Source organism: Microbacterium sp. R1, from assembly GCF_015159725.1.
GTDB classification, from domain to species: domain Bacteria; phylum Actinomycetota; class Actinomycetes; order Actinomycetales; family Microbacteriaceae; genus Microbacterium; species Microbacterium oxydans.
Genome location: NZ_JADDUD010000005.1, coordinates 90184 through 106834 on the forward strand (window position 1 = coordinate 90184; position 16651 = coordinate 106834).

Sequence of the window (16651 nt, forward strand, 5' to 3'; positions counted from 1 at the left end):
GTGGGCGGGGGCGTTTCTCGACACGACGGCGTGCGGGAGGACAGCGAGGTGCGGGAGCCACATGAACGGATATGCCGTGATCGGTGCGGGACCATCGGGCCTCGCCGCCGCACGAGCGCTGCAGAAGCGCGGGATCGGCGTGGACGGGTATGAGGCCTCGCACGGCGTCGGCGGCCTGTGGGACATCGACAATCCCCGCAGCACGATGTACGAGTCGGCTCACCTCATCTCCTCGCGGACCACGACGGAGTTCACCGAGTTCCCCATGCGCTCCTCGGTCGACTACCCGGGTCACCGCGTTCTCAAGGAGTACTTCGAGGACTACGCCGCCCACTTCGACCTCACCGCTCTGTTCCGGTTCGACACGCGCGTGACGCGGCTCGAACCGCGCGATGGCGGATGGGATCTCACGAGCACCGGCCCCGACGGCGTCGAGACCCGGTGGTACACGGGTGTCGTGCTGGCGAACGGAACGCTCGCCCGGCCGAACGTTCCCTCCTTCTCCGGCGAGTTCACGGGCGAACTGCTGCACACGAGCGCTTACAAGTCGCCGGAGCAGCTGAAGTCCAGACGGGTGCTGCTGATCGGCGCGGGCAACTCCGGCTGCGACATCGCGGTGGACGCCGTGCATCATGCGGTGTCCGTCGACATGAGCGTGCGGCGCGGCTACTACTTCGTGCCGCGCTACCTGTTCGGAAGACCCAGCGACACCCTGAACCAGGGCCGCCCACTGCCCGCCAGGATCAAGCAGGCGCTCGACAGCCGCGTGCTGCGCGCCTTCACGGGCGACCCCGTGCGCTTCGGATTCCCGAAGCCCGACTACCGCATCTACGAGTCGCACCCGATCGTGAACACCCTGATCCTGAACCACCTCGGGCAGGGCGATCTGCGGATCCGCGCCGACGTCGACCGGTTCGACGGGCCGACCGTGCACTTCCGCGACGGCGGCGCCGACGACTACGACCTCGTGCTGCTGGCCACCGGGTACACGCTCGACTATCCGTTCGTCGACAGGGAGCACCTGCACTGGCGAGGCGCTTCGCCGCGACTGTTCCTGAACGTGTTCCCGTCGTCGTTCAACGGTCTCTACGTGATGGGCATGATCGAAGCCTCCGGCATCGGCTGGCAGGGCCGCTACGAGCAGGCCGAGCTGCTGGCGGCCTATCTGAGCGCCGCCGAGGAGGAGCCGACGCGCGCCGCACGCTTCCGCCGACGCGTGACCGAGACCCCGTGGCCGGATGTCACCGGCGGCTACCACTACCTGGGCCTCGACCGGATGGCCTACTACGTGAACAAGGACGCCTACCGCACGGCCGTGCGACGGGAGAAGGGCGCACTCGAGGTGCCGGCCTGAGCGCAGCGGCCGTCGCGGGTCGCCGTCGCGAGAGCGCCGTCGTGCATCACCGGGTCACCGCGCGGAGTAGCGTTGTCCCGTGAAGAAGAAGTCCCACCGGATCCTGAGGCGCGTGCTGTGGAGCATCGCCATCGTGCTCGTGCTCGCCGTCGGCGGTGTACTCGCCTGGAGCCAGATCGGCGTCATGTCCGCGGAGCCGGAACCGCTCGCGGCCGTGCGCGAGAACCCGGCGATCACGGTGACCGACGCCGACCAGGGCATCGTGCTCGCTCCCGCGGACGGAGACTCGGACCTCGGCCTCGTGTTCATCCCCGGAGCCAAGGTCGACCCGTGGGCATACGCGGCCATCCTGCAGGGCCTGGCCGAGGACGGGGTCACCGTCGTGATCACGCGCCCATGGCTCAACCTGGCATTCTTCGACCCGCGCGGTCTCGACGCGTTCACCTCCGCGGCCCCCGGAATCGACGTGTGGAGCGTCGGCGGCCACTCACTGGGCGGGGTGCGTGCCTGTCAGCTCGCGTCCGATGCCGACGCGCTGGTGCTGTTCGCGTCCTACTGCGCGAACGACCTCTCCGGAAGCGACCTGCCCGTTCTGAGCCTCGCGGGGAGCGAGGACGGGCTGTCCACGCCCCAGAAGATCGCGGATGCCCGGCCCGAGCTGCCCGGCGATGCCGACCTGGTCGAGATCGAGGGCGCATCTCACGCCTCCTTCGGCGACTACGGTCCACAGGACGGCGACGGCACCCCGACCATCTCGAGCGACGACATGCATGCGGAGGTCACGCGTCTCGCCGGAGACTTCCTCGCCCCGCTCGCCCCCTGAGCCTCACTCCCCCACAGGGTCGAACCCGAGGTCGAGCACGGGGTCGAGCACGGGGTCGAGCAACGGATGCAGGTGTCGCGTTCGCAGCGCCGTCGCCGCTGACCGTGCTCCCGCCCGGAGGGCGGTAGGGACGTCGGCTCCATCGAGCCGCGCATCGAGCACCCCAGCCAGGAAGGCATCTCCCGCCCCGTTCGTGTCGACGACATCGACGGATTCTGCAGGAACCCGGTGGACGGTGCCGTCTTCGTCGACCGCGACGGCACCGTCCGCGCCCAGAGTGCAGACGGCCAGACGGGTTCTCTCCGCGATGAGTGATCGGAGGAACCCGATCGGGTCGTCGAGTCTGTCGGCGTTGCAGAACACCGCGTCGGCGGCGTCGAGGAAAGGCCGATGGTAGTCCGCCGACCCGTCGTAGTCGTGCACGTCGACCCAGATCGGCGTACCGGTCGACCGGGCCAGGGGCAGCAGGCGCAGGGGTTCGGCCGCAAGGTCGAGCACGACGGCGTCGGCTGCCGCCATCTCCCCGTGCGCGAGCCGGTCGTGTTCACCCGTCGTCTCCCCCGGCGTGGCCAGGTAGAGCGAGACCCGCTCACCCGCGCGCGTCATCAGATTGAGATGCCGCTCCGTGACACCGTCATGCCAGTCCACCGGCACCCCCGCGGCACGTAGGGCCTCTCGGACGTGTACGCCCTCCCTGTCCACCCCGGCGGTGGCGTGGAGCCGGACAGACCTGCCCAGCGCGGTCAGGCTGAGCGCCTTGCCCGCGCTCGTGCCTCCGACCGTCTCCCAGGCGCTCTCGGCGAACTGCATGTGCGGTACCGGCTCCGGCAGCCGGTCGAGCACGACGATCGTGTTCCACGACGCCGGCCCGACGATGACGACGGAGGCGGACTCTGAGGAGGAGGGCATGGCACCATCCTGCCGCGTGCTCCGCCCTCAGCCGATGCGCGAGACCAGCGCGTCGAGCCCCATGCCGTAGTCGATGCGCACGACGGGGAGAGCGAGCTTGTCGGTGCCGATCGTCACGTATCCGGGTTCGATGGTGCGCCCCATCTCGAATCCGGCCTGGGCGACTCCCTGCTTGGTGGTGTCGTTGTAGTGCCCGAACGGATACGCGACGACCTGCCCCACGCCGAGCACGCCGGCCGACGTGGTGAGGTCGGCCGCGATCTGATCGGCCGTCCAGTTGACCATCCGGCCCTTGCCGTTGTCTCCGGCCTGGTGCATGTCGTGCGTGTGCGAGCGACGCTGCACGTAGATCGAGGGCGCCGGATCCTGCCGGTAGGCCGTGATCATGAACGACGTGCTGAGCAGCTTGTACCTGTCGACGACCGGCACCGCAAGATCGAACCACGACTGGTCGGCGTCGTCATCGGTGATGATCACGCTCTTGGCGGGAAGCGAGAGCCGACCGTCGATGAAGGCGCTGAGCTCGTCCCACGTCGGCAGGTAGAACCCCGTCGTCGCGATGTGGTTCATCTGCGCGTCGAAGTCGCCGATGTAGGCGTAGTTGCCCCGCAACCAGCCCTTCTCCCCCTCCGGATTCGCCGTGAACTGGTGGTACATCAGGATGGGCACTCGCACGTTCTCCGCCGCGTTGTCCTCCGGCGTCCTCCAGGCCGCGAAGAGCTCGACCTGTTGATCGGCGCACACCACGGGGTCTGCGCCGTTCACACGCGCGGCGACGGTGAGCGCCCCGGCGTCCGCAGCGCTCGAGTACCAGCCGGCGAACACCCTGCCGTCGAGCTGCGGGATCGGCAGTCCCTGGTAGAGGTCGTCCTGGAACTGCAGCATCGGATCGGTGGGCGCACCCTCGCCCGAGAACGTGACAGCGCAGGCGCGCGGGTCGTCCGCATCGGCGACGATCTGCTCCGCGGGAGTCAGCGGATGCTCGATCGTCGTGGACTGCGCCTTCGGGACGGTGTTCTCCGGCGTGCGGTTCATCCAGGCGAAGGCGGCGATGCCTCCTCCGACCACGACGGCCGCCGCGATGGTGCCGACGATGACGGCGGTTCGTGCGGCCCGTTTCTTCCCCCCGGAAGCCATGATCAGGCGTCGAAGCCTTCGGCGATCATCTCCACGAGCTCCTCGCGCTCCTCGACGGGCAGGAACGCCGCAGCAGCCGCATTGAACTGGAACGTCTCGAGGTCGTCGAGGTCGTACTCGAACGTCTCGACCAGCCGGGCGAGTTCCCGTGTGAGAGACGTGGCGCTCATGGTGCGGTTGTCGACGTTCACGGTCACCGCGAACCCGAGCTGGTAGAGCAGGTCGAACGGGTGATCCACCATCGTGTCGCCCCACGCGGCGATCGCCCCGGTCTGCAGGTTCGACGACGGCGAGAGCTCGAGCGGGATCTCACGGTCGCGCACCCAGCGAGCGAGGTCGCCGAACTGCACCTGCACCTCGTCGCCCTCCTGCGTGATGACCTGGAGGTCCTCCGCGATGCGCACGCCGTGGCCGAGGCGCAGGGCGCGCCCGTCCAGCAGCGCCGAGCGGATCGAGGCCAGGCCGGCCGCCTCGCCCGCATGCACGGTGACGGGGAAGAAGTTCTCGGCGAGGTAGTCGAACGCCTTGCGGTGGTTCGACGGCGGGAATCCGTCCTCCGGTCCCGCGATGTCGAAGCCCACCGCACCGCGACCGCGGAAGTCGACCGCGAGCTCGGCGATCTCGAGGGCGCGGTCGGTGTGGCGCATCGCGGTGATGAGCTGCCCGACCCGGATGCTGCGTCCGGAGCGGTCGGCGAGGTCTTCTCCCTCTTCGATGCCCTGCTGCACGGCTTCCACGGTCTGCTCGAGCGTGAGACCGCGAGCCAGATGCTGCTCTGGTGCCCAGCGCACCTCGCCGTAGATCACTCCGTCGGCGGCGAGATCCTGCACGAACTCGCGCGCGACGCGGGTGAGTCCCTCCTGGGTCTGCATCACGGCGGTGGTGAGGTCGAACGTCTTGAGGTACTCGACCAGAGAACCCGAGTCGCTCTGCTTCGCGAACCACGAACCCAGAGCAGCAGGCTTCGACTCGGGAACGTCCAGTCCGATCTCATCCGCGAGCTCGATGATCGTGGCGGGCCGTACCGCACCGTCGAGGTGGTCGTGCAGCGACACCTTGGGCAGGCTCCGCAGGGAGACGCCCTGAAGCGTGACGTCGCCGTTCGCATCGATCGACATGGTGATCCTCTCGGTCGCGGATGTGCTCAGATCAGGCTAGCGGTCCGACGTCACGAGGTGATGCGCTCGCGGACGATGGGACCGGTGACCGGCGCCTCGTCCCCGATCTCCCACGAGCCATCGAGCGCGTCGAGCGCCCGGCCGAAACGAGCATCGTCTGCGGCGGAGAGGGTGAACAGCGGCTGACCGGCGACGACGCGATCGCCGGGCTTCGCGTGCAGATCGATTCCCGCTTCGAAGATCACGGGATCCTGCGCCCTGGCGCGACCCGCACCGAGACGCCAGGCGGCGACGCCGAACGGAAGGGCGTCCATGCGCGTGACGATGCCGTCGGCCGGTGCCAGCACCTGGTGGGTCTCCCGTGCCGTCGGCAGCGCGGCATCCGGATCGCCGTCCTGCGCGCGGATCATCGCCTTCCAGGTGTCCATGGCACGCCCGTCGTCGAGCGCGGCCTCCACGTCGGCGTCCGGCTGTCCGGCGAGGGCCAGCATCTCGCGCGCCAGGGCGATGGTCAGCTCCCGCACGTCGGAGGGTCCGCCACCGGCGAGGATCTCCACCGACTCCCGCACCTCGTTCGCGTTTCCGATCGCGAGGCCGAGCGGGACGTTCATGTCGGTCAGCAGGGCGGTCGTCGCGACGCCGGAGTCGGTGCCGAGGGCGACCATCGTGCGCGCCAGCTCGCGAGCGCGGTCGATGTCCTGCATGAACGCACCGGATCCGAACTTCACGTCGAGCACGAGGGCATCCGTCCCCTCCGCGATCTTCTTCGACATGATGCTGGAGGCGATCAGCGGGATCGCCTCCACGGTGCCGGTGACGTCGCGGAGCGCGTAGAGCTTCTTGTCGGCGGGAGCGAGCCCGGAGCCGGCGGCGCAGATGACAGCGCCCACGTCGCCCTGCATCTGCGCGAACATCTCCTCGTTGCTGAGAGCCGCGCGCCAGCCGGGGATCGACTCGAGCTTGTCGAGCGTGCCGCCGGTGTGTCCGAGACCGCGACCGCTCAGCTGCGGCACCGCCACACCGAAGGATGCCACCAGAGGCGCGAGCGGCAGCGTGATCTTGTCACCCACACCACCGGTGGAGTGCTTGTCGACGGTGCGCTTGCCGAGCGAGGCGAAGCTCATCCGCTCCCCCGACGCGATCATCGCATCCGTCAGCACCCGGATCTCGACGCGCTCCATGCCGCGCTGGAAGATCGCCATCGCGAACGATGCCATCTGCGCGTCCGACACGTAGCCCCGCGTGTAGGCGTCGACCATCCAGCGCAGCGCGGGCTCGGGTACCGCACCGCCGTCGCGCTTGGCGCGGATCACATCGATCGCATCGAACGGTTCGATGGCTCCCTGAGCCTGTCCAGCGGTCATCGTGCTTCCTCCAGGTCGCGCGGCCCGAACGCATCGGGCAGCACCTCGTCGATCGTGCGGATGCCGGAGACGGTCTCCAGCAGCATCCCGGGCATCGCATGCTCGAACAGCAGCTGGCGGCAGCGCCCGCACGGCATGATCGTCTGCCCCTCGTTGTTCACGCACACGAAGGCGACGAGCTGACCGCCGCCCGACATGTGCAGGTCGCCCACCAGAGCGCACTCCGCGCACAGCGTCACACCGTAGGAGGCGTTCTCGACGTTGCAGCCGGCCACGATCCGACCGTCGCCCACGAGGGCCGCAGCCCCAACGCGATAGCGCGAGTAGGGCGCGTAGGCCTTGGTCATGGCGTCGGTCGCGACCTGGCGCAGTTCATCCCAGTCGATGTCCGTCATTGCGATGCTTCTCTCTTCCCGGCAGGGCTACGACTTGATGTAGGGCTTGCCGTCGGCGGCAGGCGCCTTGATCTGGCCGGCGAACCCGGCGACCGCGAGCAGCGTCACGACGTACGGCAGCATCAGCATGAACTCGCCGGGGATCGGCGTCTTCAGGATCGACAGCAGGTTCTGCAGGTTGGTGGCGAAGCCGAACAGCAGGGCGGCGAGGGTCGCACGGATCGGATCCCAGCGACCGAAGATCACCGCGGCGAGGGCGATGAAGCCGAGTCCCGCCGTCATGTCCTTGCCGAACTGCGGTACCGAGACGAGTGTGAAGTACGCGCCACCCATGCCCGCGATCGCGCCGGCCAGCAGCACGTTCCAGAATCGCGTCGGGTTGACCTTGATGCCCACCGTGTCGGCCGCCTGCGGGTGCTCGCCGACGGCACGCAGCCGCAGACCCCAGCGCGTGCGGTACAGGCCCCATGCCACCACCGCGACGGTGATGAACATCAGGTACCCGATGAACGTCTGGTTGAAGAGCACGGGGCCGATGATGGGGATGTCGCTGAGCAGCGGGATCTCGAAGCGCGGGAACCGCACCGGGGCGTTCAGCGTCGCCTCGTTCGGGGCCAGCAGGGCGCCGTAGAGGAACCCGGTGAGGCCGGTGACGAGCACGTTGAGCACGACACCGACGATGACCTGCTCGACGAGGTACTTGATCGCGAACGCGGCGAGGACGCTCGCCACGAGGACGCCGCCGATCATCGCGCCGACAAGGCCGACGAACGGGTTGCCGGTGATGCTGGAGAGCAGCGCGGCGGAGAAGGCGCCCAGCAGCAGCTGGCCCTCGATCGCGACGTTGACCACACCGGCACGCTCGCCGATGACACCACCCAGCGCGCCGAACACCAGCGGCACCGAGAGCGACACCGCGCCGAACAGCAGGCTGGTGACGGGGACGAGCCCGCCTGCCGCAGCCCAGACCAGGAAGGCGAACACGGCGAGCACGCCGTAGGCCACCACGAGCCACAGCGACGGCTTGCGATAGGTCCAGGCGCGGAGGAACGCTCCGACGGTCAGGACCACCAGGATGCCGAAGACGACCCAGAAGGTCGAGGCGGTCGGCAGGGCGACGTCGGGCAGGGCGAGTGCCGACGACTGGTCGGAGAGCCGGAACGTGCTGATGCCGTCGCGCGGCACGAGCAGGAACAGCAGCGCCAGGAGCACGGCGGCTCCGGCGAGCACGATCGGCGCCTTGAGGTGCCGTTCCTTGACGGTCGCGAGCTGCACTGTGCCGTCCGCGGCCTGGGTCTGCACGAGGGACATCATGCCGCCACCGCCTTCTTCGCGGCCTTGGCTCTGAGCCTCGCCGCCTTCTCGATGTCGGTCTTCGGGAGGAAGAACACCGTGCGCAGCAGCGGCGGTGCGGCGATGAAGAGCACCACGAGCGACTGCACGACGAGCACGATGTCGACCGGGATGTTCTGCGCCTGCATCGAGAACGAACCCGCCTTGAGCGCACCGAACAGGATGCCGGCCGCGAACGTGCCCCAGGCGCGGCTGCGTCCGAGGAGCGCGACCGTGATCGCGTCGAAGCCGATGCCGGCGTCGATGGTCTCCGTCACACCCGTGGTGACGGCGCCCTGGATCTGGTTCATGCCGGCGAGGCCGGCCAGACCGCCGGCGAAGAGCATCGCGTAGACGTAGATGCGCTGCACGCTGATGCCCGCCGCACGAGCCGCATGCGGGTTCTCACCCACTGCGCGCATGCGCATGCCGAGGGACGAGCGCTCGATGAGCCACCACACGAACAGCGTGGCGACGATCACGATCACGAAACCGAGGTCGAGCAGCGGGAACTGCGGACCGAGCAGGGTCGGGAACTGCGCGCTCTCCGGAGTCGCGGAACCCAGGGCCTGGTTGGTCCCCGGCTTCTGGAGGAGTCCGGGGGTGCGGATCATCCACAGCAGGAGGTAGTAGGCGATGTAGTTGAGCATGATGGTGAGGATCACCTCGTGCGCACCGGTGCGCGCCTTGATGAGCCCCGCGATCGCACCCCAGAGTGCACCGCCCGCGATTCCCGCGATGAGCGTGACCGGGATGTGCAGCCAGATCGGCAGGTCGAGCGAGAACGTCAGCAGGGCCGCGACGGCGACACCGATGAGCATCTGGCCGCGGGCACCGATGTTGAACAGACCGACGCGGAACGCGAGTGCGACGCCGAGACCGGCCGCGATGAGCGGTGCCGCGAAGCCGAGCGTGTTCGTCAGGGGACGGATCTGCGCGGCGAAGTCGGCTCCGCGGGCGTTGAAGATCGCCCCGCGGAACAGCGCCTCGTACCCGTTGTACACCGCGTTCCAGGCGGCGACGAAGGTGTCGCCGGGCTGCGCGAAGAAGTAGACGGAGGCCGCCTGCACGTCTTCGTTCGTCAGGGCGATCAGGATGCCGCCGACGATGAGGGCCAGGACGATCGCGAGGATCGTCGTGACGGCACTCCCCCGGAGGATCTCCTTGAGGATCACGTTTCCGCGCGGAGGCGGGGGGACATCGCTGGGGTCGCGCGGAACCGTGCCGGTGCTCGTGGCGAGCTCCTGCGGCGGGATCCCCTTGGTCACGTCTCCTGCGCCGGGTGTCGCTCCGCTCACGCGGCCACCTCCCCTTCGGCCGCTCCGGCCATCATGAGTCCGAGCGTCTCCCGAGGCGTGTCGCCGGGGACGATGCCGACGATCGTGCCGCGGTACATGACCGCGATCCGGTCGGCGAGAGCTGCGACCTCGTCGAGCTCCGTGGAGACGACGATCACCGGCACACCGGCGTCTCGCGTCTCGATGATGCGCTTGTGGATGAACTCGATCGAGCCGACGTCGACACCACGGGTGGGCTGTGCCGCGACGAGAAGACGAAGCTCTCGGCTCATCTCCCTGGCGATCACGACCTTCTGCTGGTTTCCGCCGGACAGCGTGCCCGCCGGCGTCTCCGGCCCCTGGGTACGGATGTCGTACTCCTTGATGCGCGCGCGGGCGAACTCGTCGAGCACCCCGCGGCGCAGGGTCCCGGCCCGGCTGAACGCGGGGTCGTCCGAACGATCGAGGATCAGGTTCTCCGCGACCGAGAACCCGGCGACCAGGCCGTCCTCGGTGCGGTCCTCCGGCACGAAGCCGACACCGGCATCGAGGATCGCCCGCACGCTCTTGCCGACCAGCTCGTTGCCATCCAGTTCGATGCTGCCCTCGACGCGGGCGGCGAGACCGACGATCGCCTCGACGAGCTCGGTCTGCCCGTTGCCCTGGACGCCGGCGATCGCGAGCACCTCCCCTGGGCGGACGGCGAAGTCGACACCGTCGACGACGATCGCGCCCGCGGGAGTCAGCACGCGGAGGTTCTTGACCTCGAAACCGCCCTCGCCCAGGCGGGGCGGTTCCTTGTGCACGGTGAGCTCGACGGCTCGTCCCACCATGAGAGAGGCGAGCTCGGCGTTGGTCGCCGTCGGCGAAGCCTCGCCGACGACGCGGCCGAGGCGGACGATGGTGATCTTGTCCGCGACCTCGCGGACCTCACGAAGCTTGTGGGTGATGAAGACGATCGCCGTGCCCTCGTCACGCAGCTGACGCATGATGCCCATCAGCTCGTCGGTCTCCTGTGGGGTGAGCACGGCCGTCGGCTCGTCGAACACCAGCACCTTGGCATCGCGGGAGAGCGCCTTGATGATCTCGACACGCTGCTGCACGCCCACGGGGAGGTCGCCGACGAGGGCGTCCGGGTCGATGTCGAAGCCGAAGCGGGCGGCGACCGAGCGCACGTGCTCTCGCGCCTTCGCGATGTCGAGCCTGCCGAGGGCCTTGGTCTGCTCGTGACCGAGCATCACGTTCTCCGCCACCGTGAACACGGGGACGAGCATGAAGTGCTGGTGGACCATGCCGATCCCCGCAGCCATCGCGTCTCCGGGACCGCGGAAGCGCTGCACCTCATCGTTGAGGAGGATCTCGCCCTCGTCGGCCTGGTACAGGCCGTAGAGCACATTCATGAGGGTGGACTTGCCTGCGCCGTTCTCACCGAGCAGCGCATGGATCTCCCCCGGTTCGACAACGAGATCGATGTGATCGTTGGCGACGAGGGTGCCGAAGCGCTTGGTGATGCCGCGAAGTTCGAGCTTCATATCTGCACCTTATCCAGAAGAGTATCCAGAAGATTATCCAGAGGAGTCGTGGACGGATTCGTCGTCCGCCCACGGCACGGGGCGAGTGGCGTACTGCTCACCACTCGCCCCGTGCGGGAACTGCGACGGATCTACTTGGCCGTCGGGGAGTTCGGGGACTCCACCTTGATGTCACCCGAGACGATCTGCTCCTGCAGGGTCTTGAGCTCGTCCATCAGGCCGTCGGGAAGCTGCGACTCGAAGTCGCCGAAGCCGGAGAGCTTCACGCCCTCGTTCTCGAGCGTGCCCACGTAGGGAGCCGGGTCGAACTCGCCCTTCGCAGCGGCGAGGGTCGCGTCCTTCACAGCCACGTCGATCGCCTTCATGATCGAGACGAGCGTGATGTCGGCGACCTGCGGGTCGGCGACGGCGAGGTCGCTGTCGACACCGAGCATCAGGGTGTCCTTGCCGCTGTCCGCGATCGCGGCCGCGGCGCTCTGGTACACGGGACCGCCGACGGGGAGGATCACGTCGACGCCCTGGTCGAGCACGCCCTGCGCGGTCTGCTTGGCGGTGTCGTTCGCGTCGAAGCCACCGGTGAAGGAGCCCTTCTGCGTGGCCTCGTCCCAACCGAAGACCTCGACAGCGGCCGACTTGTCCTCGTTGTACTTCTCGACGCCGAGCTGGTAGCCGTCCATGAACACGGCGACCGACGGGATCTGCATTCCGCCGAAGGTGCCGACCTTGTTCACACCGCTCTGCGCGGACCATGCCGCGGCGGCGTAGCCACCGAGGTAGGCGGCCTGAGCCGTGTCGAAGACCAGCGGCTTGATGTTCGGAGCGTCGACGTTGCCGTCGAAGTCGTTGTCGGCCCAGTCGTCGATGATCGCGTAGTCGATCTCGGGGTTCGCGAGCGCGGACTCGACCGTGGCGGCCGACAGCTTGAAGCCGACGGAGACGATCAGCGAGCAGCCCTCGGAGACGGCGGTCTCCAGGTTCGGCGCGTAGTCGTTGTCATTGGCCGACTCGAATTCGAGCGGCTTGATGTCCAGCTCCTCGGCGGCGCTGTCCATGCCCTCCTTGGCGGACTGGTTGAACGACTTGTCGTTCCAGCCGCCGGCGTCGGAGACGAGGCAGGGCAGGAAGTCCGAGGCAACCGGCTCGCCGGAGCCGGCGGGCTTGTCGGTCGGTGCCTGGCCGCAACCGGCGAGTGCGAAGACGACGCCAGCGGCGACGGTGACGCCGAGCAGCTTCTTGGTGGTGGAGATGGTCAACTGATGCCTCCCTCAACGAAACCGCGGCCATCGCGGATCGATCAAAGTTACCTAGTGTTTCGGTTTTTGTGCACACCGGCGCCGCACGTGCTGGCCAATGGTTACCAAGCTGAAATCAAGACAGCCGATGAGCGTGAGCACCTGCTCATCGGAGCACGTGTCAGAGCACGTCACCGCGTCCCGTGAGCTTGAGCGATTCGACGACGCCCTTGACCCGCTGCGCGTGCTGCACCGTGGTGACGAGCAGGGCGTCAGGGGTGTCGACCACGACGATGTCCTGCACCCCGACCAGGCTGATGACGCGTGTCGTCTGGCTGACCAGAATCCCGCTCGCGCCGTCTGCGAGCACGCGCGCCTTGGGCCCGAGCACCGCGAGGTCGTTCTTGCGGCCGTTGGTGATGAGCTTGGTGAGCGAGGCGAAGTCACCCACATCGTCCCAGTCGAAGTGACCGGGGACGACGGCGAGGCGTCCACGTCGCGCGGCGGGCTCGGCGACCGCGTAGTCGATGGCGATCTTCTTCAGGCGCGGCCAGATCCGATCGACAGCCGGCCCTCGACGTTCGCGATCGTCCCAGGCCTCGGCGAGCTCGAGCAGACCGGCGTGCAGCTCCGGTTCGTTCGCAGCGAGCTCGTCCAGCAGCACGCTGGCCTTGGCGATGAACATGCCGGCGTTCCAGAGGTAGCCGCGATCGGCGATGTACTCCTTCGCCGTCTCGAGGTCGGGCTTCTCGACGAAGCTCGCCACCAGAGCGGCCTCCCGTGCACCGTCGACCACGAGCTCCGGGCCCATCTTGATGTATCCGAACCCGATCGCCGGCTCCGTCGGGGTGATGCCGATCGTGCAGATGTACCCCTCCCGCGCGACCTCGACGGCGTCGCGGACGGCGAACTCGAACACGCGCGTTCCCCGGATCACATGGTCCGCACTGAACGAGCCGATCACCACGTCGGGATTCCGGCGGTGCAGGATCGCCGCGGCGAGTCCGATCGCAGCCGCGGACTCTCGCGGCTCCGACTCCAGAAAGACGTTCAGATCCGGGATGCCGGGCAATTCGGCCTCGACGGCGGCACGGTGCGCACGCCCGGTGACCACCGCGATCCGATCCTCCCCCGCGAGCGGAATGAGCCGATCCCAGGTGTCGCGCAGCAGCGAATGCCCCGAGCCGGTCAGATCGTGCAGGAACTTCGGAGCGTCGGCTCGGGACAACGGCCAGAGCCTGCTGCCGATGCCGCCGGCGGGAATCACTGCGTAGAAATCCTTGATTGGTGCGCTCACCCTGCCCAGGGTAGCCCCACGGAACATCTCGACATCGAGACACTTAGGCTCCCCTTCGTCGCTCCCAGTGATCTGACAGGAATAGGATGGACACCGATCGGGCGTGCCTGAGCGCACGCGACCGGTTCACATCGATCCAGGGAGGACGACCGTGTCCACAAGCGCCCGCTTGACACCGTCGATTTCGGAAACCACGTCAAAGACCCCCCGCGGCACCCTCTATCGGGGTCGCGAAGGCATGTGGTCGTGGGTGCTTCACCGCATCACCGGAGTCGCCATCTTCTTCTTCCTGTTGGTGCACGTGCTCGACACGGCGCTGATCAGGGTGTCGCCGGAGGCGTACAACGCCGTCATCGGCACGTACAAGAACCCCATCATGGCCCTCGGCGAGGTCGTGCTCGTGGCCGGCATCGTGTTCCACGCGATGAACGGTCTGCGCATCATCGCCGTCGACTTCTGGTCGAAGGGCGCCAAGTACCAGCGTCAGCTGTTCTGGGGCGTCCTGCTGGTGTGGGGCATCATCATGGCCGGCTTCGTGCCCCGCCATCTGATGCTCGCGTTCGCCGGATTCGGAGGGGGACACTGATGTCCGCACAGACCGTCGCCGCCGCTCCGGCCCGCCGCCGCCGCGGGGTCAACCTCGAGAAGTGGGGCTGGATCTTCATGCGCGTCTCGGGCGTCGTGCTCGTCGTGCTGATCTTCGGCCACCTGTTCGTCAACCTCATGGTCGGCGAAGGCATCCACGCACTGGACTTCGCGTTCATCGCGGGCAAGTTCGCCACGCCGTTCTGGCAGTGGTGGGACGTGCTCATGCTGTGGCTCGCCCTCATCCACGGCGCCAACGGCATGCGCACGATCGTCAACGACTACGTGACGAACAGCACGGCGCGCAAGTCGCTGGTCTGGGCGCTCGGGCTGGCCGCCGGCCTGCTCATCATCCTCGGCACGCTCGTGGTCTTCACGTTCGACCCGTGCCTGGGTGTGACCGAGGACAGCGTCCTCTGGTCCGAATGCGCCGCGATCGTCGGGTACTAGAAGAAGGCATACGAGAAGTGACTACCGAGACGCAGGATTCCGTCGTCCGAGACGGCGTGCACTACCACCAGTTCGACATCGTGATCGTGGGAGCCGGTGGGGCGGGCATGCGCGCCGCCATCGAGGCCGGCCCCGGCGCGAAGACCGCCGTGATCTCCAAGCTCTACCCGACGCGATCGCACACCGGTGCGGCGCAGGGCGGCATGGCGGCGGCCCTCGCGAACGTCGAGGAGGACTCCTGGGAGTGGCACACCTTCGACACCGTCAAGGGCGGCGACTACCTCGTCGACCAGGACGCAGCCGAGATCCTCGCGAAGGAGGCCATCGACGCGGTCATCGACCTCGAGAACATGGGCCTCCCCTTCAACCGCACCCCCGAGGGCAAGATCGACCAGCGCCGTTTCGGCGGTCACACGGCCGAGCACGGCAAGACCCCGGTCCGCCGCGCGTGCTACGCCGCCGACCGCACCGGCCACATGATCCTGCAGACGCTGTTCCAGAACTGCGTGAAGCTCGGCATCAACTTCTTCAACGAGTTCTACGTGCTCGACCTCCTCACGGTGAAGGACGCCGACGGCAAGACGCAGGTCTCCGGTGTCGTCGCCTACGACCTCGCCACGGGCGAGCTGCACGTCTTCCAGGCCAAGGCCGTGATCTTCGCGACCGGCGGCTTCGGCAAGATCTTCAAGACCACCTCGAACGCGCACACCCTCACGGGCGACGGCGTCGGCATCGTATGGCGCAAGGGCCTCCCGCTCGAGGACCTGGAGTTCTTCCAGTTCCATCCGACCGGCCTCGCCGGACTCGGCATCCTCCTCACCGAGGGAGCGCGAGGAGAAGGCGCCATCCTCCGCAACGCCTCGGGCGAGCGCTTCATGGAGCGCTACGCCCCGACGATCAAGGACCTCGCCCCACGTGACATCGTCGCGCGCTGCATGGTCCAGGAGGTCGCGGAGGGCCGCGGCGCCGGTCCCCACAAGGACTACGTGCTGCTGGACTGCACGCACCTCGGTGCCGAGGTGCTCGAGACCAAGCTGCCGGACATCACCGAGTTCGCCCGCACCTACCTGGGCGTCGACCCCGTCGTCGAGCCGGTCCCCGTGATGCCGACCGCGCACTACGCGATGGGCGGCATCCCGACGAACAACGACGCCGAAGTACTCGCCGACAACGACACCGTCGTGCCCGGCCTGTACGCCGCCGGCGAATGTGCCTGCGTCTCGGTGCACGGCGCCAACCGCCTCGGCACCAACTCGCTGCTCGACATCAATGTGTTCGGCAAGCGCGCGGGTCGCAAGGCCGTCGAGTATGTGAAGACCGCCGAGTTCGTGCCGCTGCCGGAGGACCCGGCCGGTTTCGTGTCCGGCATGATCGAGGGTCTGCGCAACAACCAGGGCACCGAACGCATCGCGGTGCTGCGCAAGACGCTGCAGGACGAGATGGACAAGGGCGCGCAGGTGTTCCGCACGCACGAGTCGCTCGAGCACGTGCTCGGCGTCATCAAGGAACTGCGCGATCGCTACCTCAACGTCCACGTCGACGACAAGGGCAAGCGGTTCAACACCGATCTGCTCGAGGCCGTCGAGCTGGGCTTCCTGCTCGACATCGCCGAGGTCGTGGTCTACGCCGCGCAGAACCGCCAGGAGAGCCGCGGCGGACACATGCGCGACGACTTCCCGACGCGCGACGACGAGAAGTACATGAAGCACACCATGGCCTACCTGACCGGCGACCCGCACTCGTCCACGCCGAGCGATCACATCAAGCTCGACTGGAAGCCCGTCGTCTTCACGAAGAACGAGCAGGGCGAGTTCAACTACCCGCCGATGGAGAGGAAGTACTGAGC

General features: G+C 67.9%; 15 protein-coding genes. 5 read left to right on the plus strand and 10 right to left on the minus strand.

The features are described 5' to 3' along the window. The first annotated feature begins 61 nt into the window (after positions 1-61). Together ILP86_RS17320 and ILP86_RS17325 are read left to right on the plus strand one after the other, a co-directional pair. Positions 62-1354, plus strand: a complete 1293-nt coding sequence (locus ILP86_RS17320; protein WP_113681705.1) for an NAD(P)/FAD-dependent oxidoreductase — start codon at positions 62-64, stop codon at positions 1352-1354. Positions 1355-1433: 79 nt separating this feature from the next. Next, positions 1434-2177, plus strand: coding sequence for an alpha/beta hydrolase (locus tag ILP86_RS17325; protein WP_046748948.1), 744 nt, complete (start codon positions 1434-1436; stop codon positions 2175-2177). A 3-nt stretch (positions 2178-2180) separates the two neighbouring features. On the opposite strand, the gene ILP86_RS17330 is transcribed toward ILP86_RS17325, so the two are convergent. From ILP86_RS17330 to ILP86_RS17375, 10 genes are all read right to left on the minus strand, one after another. Beyond that, positions 2181-3086, minus strand: coding sequence for a carbohydrate kinase family protein (locus tag ILP86_RS17330; protein WP_113681704.1), 906 nt, complete (start codon positions 3084-3086; stop codon positions 2181-2183). Positions 3087-3113: 27 nt separating this feature from the next. After that, positions 3114-4223: a polysaccharide deacetylase family protein gene (locus ILP86_RS17335; protein ID WP_193762539.1), complete on the minus strand. Its 1110-nt coding sequence runs from the start codon at positions 4221-4223 to the stop codon at positions 3114-3116. 2 nt (positions 4224-4225) lie between these two features. Continuing rightward, positions 4226-5341 carry an adenosine deaminase gene (locus ILP86_RS17340; protein WP_046748945.1) on the minus strand — a complete coding sequence of 372 codons (1116 nt, stop codon included), beginning with the start codon at positions 5339-5341 and terminating at the stop codon, positions 4226-4228. Positions 5342-5391: 50 nt separating this feature from the next. After that, a complete protein-coding gene (locus ILP86_RS17345; RefSeq protein ID WP_193762540.1) occupies positions 5392-6705 on the minus strand; it encodes a thymidine phosphorylase in 1314 nt (437 codons plus the stop codon). Further along, positions 6702-7100 (minus strand): cytidine deaminase, encoded by a 399-nt coding sequence (locus ILP86_RS17350; protein WP_017828470.1) that lies wholly within the window; start codon positions 7098-7100, stop codon positions 6702-6704. Before ILP86_RS17350 ends, ILP86_RS17345 begins: the two co-directional genes overlap by 4 nt. Before the next feature lie 27 nt (positions 7101-7127). Next, a complete protein-coding gene (locus ILP86_RS17355; RefSeq protein ID WP_374706399.1) occupies positions 7128-8411 on the minus strand; it encodes an ABC transporter permease in 1284 nt (427 codons plus the stop codon). Next, positions 8411-9730, minus strand: a complete 1320-nt coding sequence (locus ILP86_RS17360; RefSeq protein WP_046748942.1) for an ABC transporter permease — start codon at positions 9728-9730, stop codon at positions 8411-8413. Before ILP86_RS17360 ends, ILP86_RS17355 begins: the two co-directional genes overlap by 1 nt. Next, on the minus strand, positions 9727-11241 hold the full coding sequence (locus ILP86_RS17365) for an ABC transporter ATP-binding protein (RefSeq protein ID WP_046748941.1): 1515 nt from the start codon (positions 11239-11241) through the stop codon (positions 9727-9729). Before ILP86_RS17365 ends, ILP86_RS17360 begins: the two co-directional genes overlap by 4 nt. 131 nt (positions 11242-11372) lie before the next feature. Next, complete coding sequence (locus ILP86_RS17370; RefSeq protein WP_058631796.1) at positions 11373-12494, minus strand: BMP family protein; 1122 nt, start codon at positions 12492-12494, stop codon at positions 11373-11375. Positions 12495-12654: 160 nt separating this feature from the next. Beyond that, positions 12655-13770: a mannose-1-phosphate guanylyltransferase gene (locus ILP86_RS17375; RefSeq protein WP_113681701.1), complete on the minus strand. Its 1116-nt coding sequence runs from the start codon at positions 13768-13770 to the stop codon at positions 12655-12657. 151 nt (positions 13771-13921) lie between these two features. On the opposite strand from ILP86_RS17375, the gene sdhC reads away from it, so the two are divergent. From sdhC to sdhA, 3 genes are read left to right on the plus strand one after another with little or no spacing between them, the layout of a single operon-like run. Further along, positions 13922-14356 (plus strand): succinate dehydrogenase, cytochrome b556 subunit, encoded by a 435-nt coding sequence (gene sdhC, locus ILP86_RS17380; RefSeq protein WP_072591539.1) that lies wholly within the window; start codon positions 13922-13924, stop codon positions 14354-14356. After that, the gene (locus ILP86_RS17385) at positions 14356-14805 is read left to right on the plus strand and encodes a succinate dehydrogenase hydrophobic membrane anchor subunit (RefSeq protein ID WP_058631794.1); all 450 of its coding nucleotides are present in this window, start codon (positions 14356-14358) and stop codon (positions 14803-14805) included. Before sdhC ends, ILP86_RS17385 begins: the two co-directional genes overlap by 1 nt. A gap of 17 nt (positions 14806-14822) precedes the next feature. Then, the gene (sdhA, locus tag ILP86_RS17390; protein WP_046748937.1) at positions 14823-16649 is read left to right on the plus strand and encodes a succinate dehydrogenase flavoprotein subunit; all 1827 of its coding nucleotides are present in this window, start codon (positions 14823-14825) and stop codon (positions 16647-16649) included. The last annotated feature ends 2 nt before the right edge of the window (positions 16650-16651 follow it).